General features: G+C 35.9%; 11 protein-coding genes, 1 tRNA gene and 2 rRNA genes. 3 read left to right on the top strand and 11 right to left on the bottom strand.

Features of this window, described 5'->3' with window-relative positions:
* Nucleotides 1-10 precede the first annotated feature (10 nt).
* The 6 genes from AC0N0V_RS03760 to AC0N0V_RS03735 form a co-directional block, all read right to left on the bottom strand.
* The gene (locus AC0N0V_RS03760; RefSeq protein WP_474462187.1) at nucleotides 11-664 is read right to left on the bottom strand and encodes an HlyD family secretion protein; all 654 of its coding nucleotides are present in this window, start codon (nucleotides 662-664) and stop codon (nucleotides 11-13) included.
* A 16-nt stretch (nucleotides 665-680) separates the two neighbouring features.
* A complete protein-coding gene (locus AC0N0V_RS03755; protein ID WP_474462185.1) occupies nucleotides 681-1,664 on the bottom strand; it encodes an HlyD family secretion protein in 984 nt (327 codons plus the stop codon).
* Nucleotides 1,665-2,103: 439 nt separating this feature from the next.
* On the bottom strand, nucleotides 2,104-2,559 hold the full coding sequence (locus AC0N0V_RS03750; protein ID WP_474462183.1) for a MarR family winged helix-turn-helix transcriptional regulator: 456 nt from the start codon (nucleotides 2,557-2,559) through the stop codon (nucleotides 2,104-2,106).
* Complete coding sequence (locus tag AC0N0V_RS03745; protein ID WP_474462182.1) at nucleotides 2,552-4,135, bottom strand: DHA2 family efflux MFS transporter permease subunit; 1,584 nt, start codon at nucleotides 4,133-4,135, stop codon at nucleotides 2,552-2,554. The genes AC0N0V_RS03750 and AC0N0V_RS03745 overlap by 8 nt, the downstream gene beginning before the upstream one ends.
* Nucleotides 4,136-4,149: 14 nt before the next feature.
* Nucleotides 4,150-4,803: an HlyD family secretion protein gene (locus AC0N0V_RS03740; RefSeq protein WP_474462180.1), complete on the bottom strand. Its 654-nt coding sequence runs from the start codon at nucleotides 4,801-4,803 to the stop codon at nucleotides 4,150-4,152.
* 15 nt (nucleotides 4,804-4,818) lie between these two features.
* Nucleotides 4,819-5,802, bottom strand: coding sequence for an efflux RND transporter periplasmic adaptor subunit (locus tag AC0N0V_RS03735; RefSeq protein ID WP_474462179.1), 984 nt, complete (start codon nucleotides 5,800-5,802; stop codon nucleotides 4,819-4,821).
* Between the two features lie 354 nt (nucleotides 5,803-6,156).
* Between AC0N0V_RS03735 and AC0N0V_RS03730 the strand changes: the two genes are divergently transcribed.
* The gene (locus AC0N0V_RS03730; protein ID WP_474462178.1) at nucleotides 6,157-6,570 is read left to right on the top strand and encodes a hypothetical protein; all 414 of its coding nucleotides are present in this window, start codon (nucleotides 6,157-6,159) and stop codon (nucleotides 6,568-6,570) included.
* A gap of 194 nt (nucleotides 6,571-6,764) precedes the next feature.
* Here AC0N0V_RS03730 and AC0N0V_RS03725 read toward each other — a convergent pair whose 3' ends face one another.
* Nucleotides 6,765-7,184, bottom strand: coding sequence for a GtrA family protein (locus AC0N0V_RS03725; RefSeq protein ID WP_474464434.1), 420 nt, complete (start codon nucleotides 7,182-7,184; stop codon nucleotides 6,765-6,767).
* A gap of 68 nt (nucleotides 7,185-7,252) precedes the next feature.
* Entirely contained in the window at nucleotides 7,253-7,384 is a 132-nt protein-coding gene (locus AC0N0V_RS03720) for a glycosyltransferase (RefSeq protein WP_474464431.1), read from the bottom strand.
* A 300-nt stretch (nucleotides 7,385-7,684) separates the two neighbouring features.
* On the opposite strand from AC0N0V_RS03720, the gene AC0N0V_RS03715 reads away from it, so the two are divergent.
* On the top strand, nucleotides 7,685-9,409 hold the full coding sequence (locus tag AC0N0V_RS03715; RefSeq protein ID WP_474462177.1) for a methyl-accepting chemotaxis protein: 1,725 nt from the start codon (nucleotides 7,685-7,687) through the stop codon (nucleotides 9,407-9,409).
* Between the two features lie 194 nt (nucleotides 9,410-9,603).
* Nucleotides 9,604-11,016 carry an FMN-binding protein gene (locus tag AC0N0V_RS03710; protein WP_474462176.1) on the top strand — a complete coding sequence of 471 codons (1,413 nt, stop codon included), beginning with the start codon at nucleotides 9,604-9,606 and terminating at the stop codon, nucleotides 11,014-11,016.
* Between the two features lie 133 nt (nucleotides 11,017-11,149).
* Here the strand turns inward: AC0N0V_RS03710 and AC0N0V_RS03705 are convergent.
* The 3 genes from AC0N0V_RS03705 to AC0N0V_RS03695 all read right to left on the bottom strand — a co-directional run bounded on the left by AC0N0V_RS03705 (nucleotide 11,150) and on the right by AC0N0V_RS03695 (nucleotide 14,336).
* Nucleotides 11,150-11,224 (bottom strand) — tRNA-Glu (locus tag AC0N0V_RS03705).
* Nucleotides 11,225-11,229: 5 nt separating this feature from the next.
* A 5S ribosomal RNA gene (gene rrf, locus AC0N0V_RS03700) occupies nucleotides 11,230-11,346 on the bottom strand.
* A gap of 85 nt (nucleotides 11,347-11,431) precedes the next feature.
* A 23S ribosomal RNA gene (locus AC0N0V_RS03695) occupies nucleotides 11,432-14,336 on the bottom strand.
* Between the last annotated feature and the right edge of the window lie 41 nt (nucleotides 14,337-14,377).

Genomic DNA, 14,377 nt, shown 5'->3' with positions numbered 1-14,377 from the left:
CATCACCCCGTTACTTAACATGAATCTTAACAACTGCATTGGTTCCTGGTAGTATCTTATTGTTAAACTTATCAAGTTGAATTTTTATTGGTACTCTTTGAACTACTTTTGTGAAAGTACCACTAGTTGAAGATGGAAGTAGTGATAAAGCAGAGTTTGCTGCTTCTCCTACTGATTTAACTTTTCCTGTAAACTTTTGTGATCCAAATTGATCTATAGTGATATCAGCAGTTTGTCCAACTCTTACTTTGCCAAGTTTTGTTTCTTCTATGTTTGCACTTACATAAAGTTTATTAGGATCTATAAGCGTAGCTATGCTTTGACTTGCTGACCACACTTCCCCTATAGTACCTTGTTTTTTAACTACAACACCACTAATAGGCGCTCTTACTAAGGATTGATTTATACTTGAATCAGGAAGATTAGTCATTTCCTGACGTGCTAATATCTGATTTTTTGTAACAGTGTCCCCTTCTTCAACATTAAGCTCTAACAGTTTTCCAGAAATTTGTGGCGTTACACTAACTAAATCTGCACTCACTCTTGCATCCTCAGTTGAAACATAATAGGTATTCTCGTACCAATAGTAAAATCCTATTCCACCTAACGCTACTACGATTGCTATTAATATTCCAATAATTAGGCCCTTACGCTTCTCCTTCATATTAAAACCCCCTTCTTTATTTTTTTAATCCAATTTCTGTGAACATACCAGGTTTTAACAGCGAATCTGAATCTGATATAGTTACTTTAACTAGAACATCTCTGCTTTGTGAATTAACATTTGAATTTATAACCGCTATTTTACCGTCAAATTGTTTATCTGGGATTTCTGATACTTTAATAACTACATCTTGCCCATCTTTAAGCTGATTTACAACGTCTAATGGTGCATAAGCATTTACATATAGTGCACTAGCATTAACTATTGATACAAGTTTTGTACTAGTTGTTGCTAGTTCTCCAACATTGATATTCTTCGCATTTACTACCCCTGAAATAGGTGCTGTAATAGTAGTATTACTTAATGCTGTCTGTGCAACCTTTAAAGCTGCTTCCGCTTGGTTAACCTGTGCTTGATAAACATCTATACTAGATTTAGTAGGTCCATTATTAAGCATATTTAGCTGCTCTTGTGCATTTTTTTGTTGCGCTTCTGCTGATGCAAGCTGTTGCCAAGCTGTATCAAGCTGTTGCTGTGCTGCTGCCCCTGAATCAACTAACGCCTTTGTACGATCATAGTTCTTTTTAGTCACTTCATAATTTTGAGCTGCACTATTTAAAGTAGCTTGTGCTGATGCAATCTGTTCAGGACGCACACTATTTTGAGCATTAGCTAAATTTGCCCTTGCTGTATTTACTGCTGCCTGCGCTTGATCCACTTGTGCTTGCAAATCTTGTGCATCCAATTTTATAATTACATCACCTTGATTTACTTTTGAACCTAAATCAACGTTTATTTCTGAAACCTTACCTGATATTTTTGAAGTTATATCAGCTTGTACATCAGCTGCAATTTTTCCACCCATTATAAACTGGTTATTATTACCTTGCTGAACAGTCTTAGTCGCTTGTGTATTATTTTTTTGACCAGTTACATTAGAAGAACCACAACCGGTTAAAAGTATTGCTATAACTAGACAAAATAAAGTAGTTTTTTTCATTTTAAGCCTCCCTTTATAATATTCAATTCTTAATATACTAGATTATTCAGATGATAAAAGAACTTCTATGTGTTATCTATACTTGCATTTAGCTTCTTTCTTATACAAACCATTCTTACACATATTGTTCGCTTATCAGCATTCCTCATTATATATTAATTTTTTGTAAATTTCAACAAAAACATTATATGATTTAACTTGATTTATAGGCATTTGTATATGTTTTCATGTCGAAAATCTTCATTTTATTAATTATTATAGTTTTATATGTTAGAATATATTAATGTACAATTTCAACCACAAGTTATCATATAATCTTAATATAGTAATAGAGATATAATATAAAAAGAAGTACATGATTTATACTTCTTTTACTCCAAACCACATACTTCTTTTAATATTTATCTGAGACTACCCTTTTAATACCTTATCCTTTTAACTAAAAATCAGTGTCATTTAAAAGTGAATTAAATTGCTCTAACCCATCTATAATTTTTTCTATATCTATACAACTATTATTTGTAGAATTACGTACTAAGTCATCTATAAATTTTTTCTTCATACTATATATATCATTATTTTTTTTAAACTCTTCAGAAATTGATAGACTTACAATTCTACGGTTATCTTTAGGTATTTCTCTAACTATAATACCTTGTTTATTTAAACGATCTACTATACCTGAAACTGTACTTTTCGTTAACCTCATGTGACTACTTAATTCATGAAGAGTTATGGCCGGCGTCTCGTATATCTTAAATATTACGACAAGTTGAGGTGACGTAAGTCCATATTGTTTTGCAAATTTTTCAAATCTGCCTCTAAGATTCTTCTGAATACTTCTGTTTATATTAAAAATTTTTTCAAGCTGTATTTCTCTTGCTTCATCACTCAAGAGCTATCGACCCTCCCTCATTAGGCTGTTTTTGAGGTTTTTGTTTTTTAACATTTTTACTACTTCTCATAAATAAAGTTAAAAATATAGATACAACTACTATTGCAGCAGTTACTGCGATAGCATATGCCATAGCGTCCAGAGACGCCTGTCCTTGAATCATTCTAGTCAATTGAGACAACGCTACCCCCTTAGCAGTACCCTGCGGCAAACCCTCATGCATGTACAATTTTGTTAGAGCACCTATGGTATCACTAGATACTTTATTGTAACTAGTTATTTGCTCTGCTAATTTTGAATAATTATAGTTTGTTTTTGATTGTATAATTACTGTCATTATGGTTATGGCAAGCGAACTAGCTATCTGCCTTATAGTATTATTAAGAGCTGAAGCTTTTGCAATCATTTCTCCTTTTACAGCATTCATTCCTGCAGTGCTAATAGGCATCATAGCAAGGCCTAGTCCTACAGATCTTACACAATTAATAAGCATTATTGATTCCTTACTTGAATTCATATTTATAGCTGTTGAAAGGTCAAAAGAAGATATTGCTAATATAATAAGCCCAGGTATAACTATTGGCTTTGCTCCCACTTTATCAAAAATTGTTCCACTTACAGGCATCAAGGCACCCATAACCAATGCGGGAGGCAGCATAATAAGTCCTGTTTCCATAGCTGTATATCCTCTTACATTTTGTAGAAACAAAGGTAATACATATGATCCTCCCATTAACCCTATGGATAAAACAGATGTTATAATCAAACTCATACTAAAATCAAATAATTTGAGAACTCTTAAGTCTAATAGTGGATCCGGATGTGTAAGTTCGTTCACTACGAACAATACAAGGCTTAAACATCCTAAAGTCAGTAGCATAGGATATTTTACATCACTCCAATCAATTGAGGAACCTTTTCCAAGAACGTATAGCACACTAACTATACCTATTGTAGAAGATAAAAATCCTATTATATCAAAGGATTTAAATGGTTTCCTTGGTTCATCTTTTAACAAGATAATAGCTAATATTACACCTACTACCCCTATCGGAAAGTTAACAGTGAAAATAAGTCTCCAATCCATCTTTTCGATAATTAATCCACCTAAAGTTGGTCCTATTGCAGGTGCTGCCATAGCTGCTATTCCGTAGACCCCAAGAGCAAGTCCTATCTTTTCCCTAGGAAATATTGAATATATTATGGCCATTCCAACAGGCTGCATCATGCCTCCACCGATAGCTTGAAATACACGAAATGCTATCATACTCGAATTACTCCACGCTAATCCACATAATGCCGACCCAACAGTAAACATTGCTAATGCAACAGTGTATACCTTCTTCGCACCAAATATTTCCTGTAAGTATCCTGTTAAAGGTATAATTGCCCCAAGTGCTAATGTATAGGCTGTCATTACCCATTTTACATCATCTAATGATACTCCAAAAACAGCCATCATTTTAGGAAGAGCAACATTAATTATACTGCTGCTTAATATAGACATAAATGTACCAATTATAACCACGCTCATTGCTAACCAAGGATTCAGTGACTCATTATTATTTTTTTCCACTATACGTCACCTCATTACTTAACATGAATCTTAATAATTGCATTAGTTCCTGGAAGTATCTTATTGTTAAACTTATCAAGTTGAATTTTTATCGGCACTCTTTGAACTACTTTTGTGAAAGTACCACTAGTTGATGATGAAAGCAATGATAATGCGGAGTTTGCTGCTTCTCCTACTGATTTAACTTTTCCTGTAAACTTTTGTGATCCAAATTGATCTATAGTGATATCAACAGTTTGTCCAACTCTTACTTTGCCAAGTTTTGTTTCTTCTATGTTTGCACTTACATAAAGTTTATTAGGATCTATAAGCGTAGCTATGCTTTGACTTGCTGACCACACTTCCCCTATAGTACCTTGTTTTTTAACTACAACACCACTAATAGGCGCTCTTACTAAGGATTGATTTATACTTGAATCAGGAAGATTAGTCATTTCCTGACGTGCTAATATCTGATTTTTTGTAACAGTGTCCCCTTCTTCAACATTAAGCTCTAACAGTTTTCCAGAAATTTGTGGAGTAACACTAACTAAATCTGCACCCACCCTTGCATCCTCAGTTGAAACATAATAAGTATTTTCGTACCAATAGTAAAATCCTATTCCACCTAACGCTACTACAATTACTATTAATATTCCAACTATTAAACCTTTACGCTTGTCCTTCATCTTAAAATCACCTCTTTATTTTTTTAATCCAATTTCTGTGAACATACCAGGTTTTAATAGCGAATCTGGATCTGATATAGTTACTTTAACTAGAACATCTCTGCTTTGTGAATTAACATTTGAATTTATAACCGCTATTTTGCCATCGAACTGCTTATCTGGGATTTCTGATACCTTAACAGCTACATCTTGTCCCTCTTTAAGCTGATTTACAATATCTAAAGGAGCATAAGCATTTACATATAGCGCACTAGCATTAACTACTGATACAAGCTTTGCACCGGGCGTAGCTAATTCTCCAACATTGATATTCTTTGCATTTACCACCCCTGAAATAGGTGCTGTAATAGTAGCATTACTTAATGCTGTCTGTGCAACCTTTAAAGCTGCTTCCGCTTGGTTAACCTGTGCTTGATAAACATCTATACTAGATTTAGTAGGCCCATTATTAAGCATATTTAGCTGCTCTTGTGCATTTTTTTGTTGTGCTTCTGCTGCTGCAAGCTGTTGCCCAGCTGTATCAAGCTGCTGCTGTGCTGCTGCCCCTGAATCAACTAACGCCTTTGTACGATCATAGTTCTTTTTAGTCACTTCATAATTTTGAGCTGCACTATTTAAAGTAGCTTGTGCTGATGCAATCTGTTCAGGACGTACACTATTTTGAGCATTAGCTAAATTTGCTCTTGCTGTATTTACTGCTGCCTGCGCTTGATCCACTTGTGCTTGCAAATCTTGTGTATCCAATTTTATAATTACATCACCTTGATTTACTTTTGAACCTAAATCAACGTTTATTTCTGAAACCTTACCTGATATTTTTGAAGTTATATCAGCTTGTACATCAGCTGCAATCTTTCCACCCATTATAAACTGGTTATTATTACTTTGCTGAACAGTCTTAGTCGCTTGTGTATTATTTTTTTGACCAGTTACATTAGAAGAACCACAACCGGTTAAAAGTATTGCTATAACTAGACAAAATAAAGTAGTTTTTTTCATTTTAAGCCTCCCTTGATAATATTCGATTTCAAAACTTACGCAAACTATTCTCTTGCATATTGTTCGTTTGCTAACTTTATTCATTATATATCAATTTTTTCTAATTTTCAATAACAATATCATTGAGATTATTAAATCTACAAGTATTTGTATACGATATCATAGGGGAAATTAAGCTAATTTAAAGATTATAATTCCATATATTGAGATATTCTGAAGAAAAACTTCTTCTTGTTTCAATAATTTTAAATTTTTTTGAAAATTCAGAATATTTATTGACAAGTTAATCCTAAAATACTATAATTATAATATAGATAGAATCCTTTAAGGGAGCTGATATATATGATCTCCTCTATGACCAAAGATATTAATTTAAACGATTACAAAGACTTCAATGAATTATTTATTTACGGAGTAAAAGGGATTGTTCGTCTACCGCTTGGAAGAGAAATTATATACAATATAGCTCGTTCATCTACAGATATCTTAACAGATGCTTCATATAGCTCAAGAATTGAATGTGTTTTCGCCGTAACAGACAAACGTATTATTTTTATACCTAGTCGCTATAATCCAATATCATTTAATTATGGGGATATAGGTATCTCTTACTATAATCAACTATTTGAGAAGATATTTTTGTTAAATATCAGGAATAAAAAACTATTAAGTTTCATAGACGAAAAACTCGTATTTAGAATTTACTCTGGGCAAGATTCACAAATTAATAAAATCAATTTTATATTAAAGGAATATTTATGCGCATAAAAATATGTAAAGACCATCTCTAAGTTAAGTAAGTTTATAACTTAAGAATGGCCTTTTTTTATGTAGTAAAATAATTATAACGCAACTATTCTTCTCCTAACAACTATACCAATTAAAATTTTCACAAGGTAGGCAATACTATGTTTGGTAATGGAGTTATTATAGTATATTGAATTTATTATTTATACAGTTTTTCAATTGAATACCCATAGCTTATATCCTAAAAAATTAGATACTTGAGCTATCAAAGTAACAATTATTTTTGATACATATACATTAATCGCAAAACTATTTACTAAAATTCTCATAGTCATTATTGTAATTGAAAGCGAAATTAAATTTATTCCGATAAATTGTATTAATTCATAAGCTGTTTTTTTATTAACATTCTGGCCTCTAAAGGTCCAACTCTTATTAAGTATAAAACTATTTACAATTCCAAAGCCGTACCCTGCTATCTGGCTTATAGCATAATTTACTCCAAACAAACTTTGACATATTGTAAACACAGCAAAATCCATAAGTGTATTCAGTATTCCTACTATAGAAAAACGACTTAATTGCTTAAGTTTTCCACGAAAAAAATATCCACTTAAATCAGCTCCTGATCTCATGTTTTCCATCACTCTTTTCCCTATTTATAAAACTTTCAATAATATGATTAGCACTTTGTTTACTTTCGTCAGAAATTCTTTCGATTGTTGTTTTCACATATATTTTCTACTATATCTCTTGTTTTATCCATACTATCATTATTTATAAATATGATTTCATAATTTTCTTTTGTAGAATCCATTACGCTTTCACATCTAATTCTTAGTTTTATTTTATTAGTGTTAAAAATTTCAATCTATCACCTAATCAATATGCTCATTCTATTCTCTATTTGTTATAATTTAACCACAGTTTAATTATAATTTTGTTTAATATCATATCTATGTAAAAAATGGACAAGTTAGAAATTTATGATTTAGACTTAATATTGTAACTTAACTGTGACATAAATATCGTATAATATAATTAGACAAAATTAGATTATTTTTACGAAAACCAACTTTAGTTTTCAAGTATAGTAAACAATAATTAAACACTACTGTTTAGGAGGAGTCTTTATATGAATTTTTTTAAAAATATTAAGCTTTCCCATAAGATTGGTATTTTAGCAATCAGCTTTTTTATCTTTCTTATAGTAATAGGCTCTGTCGGAGTCAAACAGCTCTCTAGAGTTAACTCAATGATTATTGAGTTAAATGATCATAGACTAGTACCTATCGTGTATCTTGAGGATATAAAGTCTGATATTGAGTATATTAGAACTATGGATAATAAGTTAATGGATGCAACTGATGACGTTTCAAAGAAACCTATACAAGAGAGCATCACCTCTCGCATATCTAGTGTAGAAGAAAGGTTATCCAAATATAAAAATGATGCTGATTTTAAGGCTTTATTTGAAAACCTTGATAAGTTTAAAACTGCTAACAATGCCTTTATAAATAAAAATGGTGTAGGTACAGTAGAAGAACAAGGGAACACTTCTAATATTCAAGCTGGTCCACCTGAAGATATGATAAACCTAGATAATACAAAATCTGCTTTGATTGTGTCCTTTAAGGAAATTATTAATAAACACGTTGATGCAGCAACGCAAACTTATGATGAGAGCAAATCTGTTTATAAAACTACTTTAATTGGACTAATATCACTTATTACAATATGTGCTATATTAACTTTTATATTAGTTAACATTATAATAAAAGCTGTTGTTCATCCTGTTAGATTAGTCACAAAAAAATTGCAAGAAATATCTCAAAGCAATGGTGATTTAACTCAGAGGATAAGATATGAAAGCAAGGATGAAATAGGTGAACTTAGTTCTAGCTTTGATACGTTTGTTAACGAGCTCCAAAGAATTATTAAAGAAGTATCTATTTCAGCTGACACAATTTCTTCTTCAAGCGAAGAGTTAAACAAAGCAACGATAACCACTACTCAATCTCTTGATCTAATATCAGGTACTATTGAAGAAATAGCTTCCGGTACCTCTGATGGAGCTGCTGTTGCTGAAGAAACTTCAGCGCATATTACAGAAGCAACAAGGTTTTCTGAATCAACCTCAGTAGCTACTAGGAATACTACTAATAATGGTAAAAAGGCGGAAGAAGCAGCAAAAGAGGGTGCATCTAAAATAGCTGAAATTGTTTCCTCTATAACGGATATTGCATCTTCCTCTCAAAAAGTATCTCTTATGATAAATGAACTAGATGATTCTTCGAAAAAAATTGGAGATATAATCCAAATAATAACAGGGATATCTGCCCAAACTAATCTACTAGCGCTAAATGCAGCGATTGAAGCAGCACGTGCTGGTGAAGCTGGTAGGGGCTTTACTGTAGTTGCTGAAGAAATAAGAAAACTGGCAGATGAAAGCAACTCAGCGGCTAAACAAATCTCCGATTTGATTCAAGAAAATCAGCTAAAATCTGCTTCTGCTGTAAGTTCAGTTAATCAAGTTGAAGAGAAAGTCTCCCATGGAGTTACAAAAGCCTCGGAGGTTGGTGAAATCATACAAAATATAATTAAGAACATACAAGATATTGTAGGACAAATTGAACAAATTGATAAATTTGCTGAAACTAGTGCCAAAGGCACAAGGGAAATGGAAAAAGCTATAAATAGTATAGCAGCTACTTCAAGTGAAATAGCAACAGGTACAGAAAATATAAGTTCAAGTATTGAGGAACAACTTAGTACCATGACAGAAATAGAAAGGACTACAGAAAGTCTCTCCGAAATGGCTAAGAGATTAAGTGAGCTAACTAGTGGATTTAAAGTATAAAGCTAATAAAAGGAGGAAATGACATTTAGTCATCTTCTCCTTTTATTTATATTTTTGTTACATCTACTAAGATGACAGCTTCACAAACTGTTAATAGTACATCTATAAATTCGACATTAAGTTGTGATTGAACTGTAACAAACCGAGAGTAATATATTGATATACCCTGTAACAATAGAAAGGAGCTTATCAATATGACTAAAAAAATATCTAAATTACAGATATTTAGATTTATCACACAAATTCTTTTTCTTTTTCTACTTCCAGGTTTGTTTAACTTAGCCTTTAGTGAAGTTAGACAAATATATTCACAACTTATAGGACATAACTTGAATTCTAGTTTAGCACTTTCCAATTTAATTGAACTGCTTATTATCCTTCCCCTAACTATAATAGCAGGAAGATTTTTTTGTGGATGGATCTGCGCTTTTGGAACTTTTAATGACTTAATCTACATGATAACTAGTAAGTTATTTAAGTTTAAATTTATAATTAACGAAAAGTTAGATTCAGCTCTTAAATACATAAAGTATCTAATTTTGTTATTCATTATGGTTGTTATGTGGACAATGTCCAATAACTCATTTAATTCCTTCAGCCCATGGAATGCCTTTGCGCAGTTGCCAGAATTTAAAGAAGCAATTTTTCAGTATACTGGTGGTTTTATATTTTTATTCCTAATAACTATAGGTTCAATGTTCATTGAAAGGTTCTTTTGCCGATATTTATGTCCTCTTGGTGCTATCTTTGATATAACCTCAAGGCTTAGGATATTCAAAATATATAAATATAGAGATAAATGTGGAAAATGTAGAATATGTACAAATAACTGTTCTATGGGAATAAAACTTTACGAAGTAGATATTGTAAATAGTGGAGAATGTATAAACTGTATGAAATGCATAAGTTCTTGCCCTAGAAGTAATACCCAAACACGAGTTGTAAATATAAAAGTTAATCCAATGATTGCTAGTGCTTCTGTAATAACTATTTTCATAGTATTATATTCTATTTCTAATATAATGGGCAGCAGGATAATCGGTAGTAATATAGGTCTAGCATCAAATAATAATTCTTCAACAAGTACCAATGCTTCACAATCCAATAGTAATTCAAACGATGAATCACAGAAAAAATATAATGATGGAACTTATACTGGCGTTGGTCGAGGTTATAGACCAAATTTAAAGGTTTCTGTAACAATTAAAAGCAATAAGATTACTGATATCCAAATAGTATCAGATAATGAAACTCCTAGATATGCTTCAGTACCATTTGATACAATACCTAAAGAAATTATTGATTCCCAATCAACAGATGTTGATACAATATCTGGCGCTACGAGAACAAGTAATGGGATAATGGATGCAGTAGAAGATGCCCTCAGCCAAGCCGAAAGTAATAAGTCAACTGAAAGCAATACCTCACAGGGTAATAATACCATGGAAAATAAAAGTTCTAATGAATCTAATATAAAGGATGAAACTTCTTCTAATAGAAATAATTATCCTTCCGAAGATAGAGATAATTATAAGTTCCCCGACGAAAACTTTAGAGGTCATAATAAACTAGAATATGGCGATAAACCCCAACTTAGAAGACATTAAAATTTATATTATCTTTCTAGTTAGCAATCATCAGCACATCTCCCACTGGTTCAACTGTGGGAGTATAATTCCTAGTACTGTTTCATATATAAAAATAAAAAACCTCGTAAACATAAAATGTTTACGAGGTTTTTGGTGACCCCTAGGGGAATCGAACCCCTGTTACCACCGTGAAAGGGTGGTGTCTTGACCGCTTGACCAAGGGGCCATATTACCTAGCAGCGACCTACTCTTCCACACAGTCTCCCGTGCAGTACCATCGGCACTATGAAGCTTAACCATCGTGTTCGGAATGGGAACGGGTGTAACCTTCACGTCATAACCACTAGATAACTAGGCATTCCAAATCTTTGATTTGGTATGTTCAGTTATGCATAGCTTTGAGATGTTCTCTCAAAATTGCACAGTGATATATTAGGTCAAGCCCTCGACCTATTAGTATCAGTCAGCTGAACATGTTACCATGCTTACACCTCTGACCTATCAACCTTGTGTTCTTCAAGGGGTCTTACTAGCTTACGCTATGGGAAATCTTATCTTGAGGTGGGCTTCACGCTTAGATGCTTTCAGCGTTTATCCCGTCCCGACATAGCTACCCAGCTGTGCTCCTGGCGGAACAACTGGTGCACCAGAGGTCAGTCCATCCCGGTCCTCTCGTACTAAGGACAGCTCCTCTCAAATTTCCTACGCCCGCGACGGATAGGGACCGAACTGTCTCACGACGTTCTGAACCCAGCTCGCGTGCCGCTTTAATGGGCGAACAGCCCAACCCTTGGGACCTACTTCAGCCCCAGGATGCGACGAGCCGACATCGAGGTGCCAAACCTCCCCGTCGATGTGGACTCTTGGGGGAGATCAGCCTGTTATCCCCGAGGTAGCTTTTATCCGTTGAGCGATGGCCCTCCCACGAGGTACCACCGGATCACTAAGCCCGACTTTCGTCCCTGCTCCACTTGTTTGTGTCGCAGTCAGGCTCCCTTCTGCCTTTGCACTCTACGAACGATTTCCAACCGTTCTGAGGGAACCTTTGGGCGCCTCCGTTACTTTTTAGGAGGCGACCGCCCCAGTCAAACTGCCCACCTAACAATGTCCCGTGACCAGATTCATGGCCACCGGTTAGAATCCCAGTACTGTCAGGGTGGTATCCCAAGGACGACTCCACAAAGGCTGACGCCTCTGCTTCGCAGTCTCCCACCTATCCTGTACAGACAATACCGAGACTCAATGCTAAGCTACAGTAAAGCTCTACGGGGTCTTTCCGTCCAATCGCGGGTAGCGAGCATCTTCACTCGCAATACAATTTCGCCGGATTTGTTGTCGAGACAGTGCCCAAGTCATTACGCCATTCGTGCGGGTCGGAACTTACCCGACAAGGAATTTCGCTACCTTAGGACCGTTATAGTTACGGCCGCCGTTTACTGGGGCTTAAGTTCACACCTTCGCATGAAGCTAAGTGTTCCCCTTAACCTTCCAGCACCGGGCAGGCGTCAGCCCCTATACATCAGCTTTCGCTTTAGCAGAGACCTGTGTTTTTGCTAAACAGTTGCTTGGGCCTATTCTCTGCGACCACCTTGCGGTGGCACCCCTTCTCCCGAAGTTACGGGGTCAATTTGCCGAGTTCCTTGACAACAATTCTTCCGTTGGTCTTAGGATTCTCTCCTCACCTACCTGTGTCGGTTTGCGGTACGGGCACCAGTTTACTCCATAGAGACTTTTCTTGGCAGCGTGGAATCAGATACTTCGCCCAAAAGGGCTCCCCGTAACACCTCAGCATTAACTAGACGGATTTGCCTATCTAGTCTGCCTAAGTGCTTAGACGCACATCCAATAGTGCGCACATCTTATCCTCCTGCGTCATCCCATTTGTAATAACGCAAACTGGTGGTATCGGAATATCAACCGATTGTCCATCACCTACGCCTTTCGGCCTCGGCTTAGGTCCCGACTAACCCTGAGCGGACGAGCCTTCCTCAGGAAACCTTAGGTTTTCGACCAATAAGATTCTCACTTATTTCTCGCTACTTATGCCAGCATACTCACTCCTGTACAGTCCACCGCTCCTTACGGTACGACTTCAACCCATACAGGAAGCTCCTCTACCACTGATACTTACGTATCAATCCATAGCTTCGGTGGTAAGTTTTAGCCCCGAACATCTTCGGCGCAGGATCTCTCGACTAGTGAGCTATTACGCACTCTTTAAATGAGTGGCTGCTTCTAAGCCAACATCCTAGTTGTCTTGGAAATCCCACATCCTTTTCCACTTAACTTACACTTTGGGACCTTAGCTGATGGTCTGGGCTGTTTCCCTTTTGACCACGGATCTTATCATTCGTAGTCTGACTGCTTTGATTCAAGTATATGGCATTCGGAGTTTGATAGGGTTCAGTAACTGTTGTCAGCCCCTAGCCCATTCAGTGCTCTACCTCCACTACTCATTCAAAACGCTAGCCCTAAAGCTATTTCGAGGAGAACCAGCTATCTCCGAGTTCGATTGGAATTTCTCCGCTATCCACAGCTCATCCCATGGTTTTTCAACACCAATGTGGTTCGGTCCTCCACGGAATTTTACTTCCGCTTCAACCTGTCCATGGATAGGTCACCCGGTTTCGGGTCTACGACATGCAACTTTTTGCCCTATTCAGACTCGGTTTCCCTTCGGCTACGTATCTTAAATACTTAACCTTGCTACACATCGTAACTCGCTGGCTCGTTCTACAAAAAGCACGTCGTCGCAGGTAAAACTGCTTCGACTGATTGTGGACACACGGTTTCAGGTTCTATTTCACTCCCCTTCCGGGGTTCTTTTCACCTTTCCCTCACGGTACTGCTTCACTATCGGTCACCAGTTAGTATTTAGCCTTGGGAGGTGGTCCTCCCTGCTTCCCACAAGGTTTCACGTGTCTCGTGGTACTCTGGATCAGATCTGACTGTTATTCTTTTTACCTACAGGGCTGTTACCTTCTATGGCGGAGCCTTCCAGCTCTCTTCAATTAAGAAATCACAGTATTTAATGATCTGTCCGCAACCCCAGGAACAAGTTCCTGGTTTGGGCTCTTTCCCTTTCGCTCGCCGCTACTTAGGAAATCGATTTTTCTTTCTCTTCCTCCGGGTACTTAGATGTTTCAGTTCCCCGGGTCTACCTCTATAAACCTATGAATTCAGTTTACAGTACATAGCGTTAGCTATGTGGGTTGCCCCATTCGGAAATCTCCGGATCGCAGGCTATTTGCGCCTACCCGAAGCTTATCGCAGCTTATCGCGTCCTTCATCGGCTACTGGTGCCAAGGCATTCACCATGCGCCCTTTGTAGCTTGACCTTAAATCATAATTCTACAAAGGTATATATACCTTTAGCTTT

The organism is Clostridium sp. CS1-1, assembly GCF_056135525.1.
This window is presented reverse-complemented; position numbering and strand designations above follow the sequence as displayed.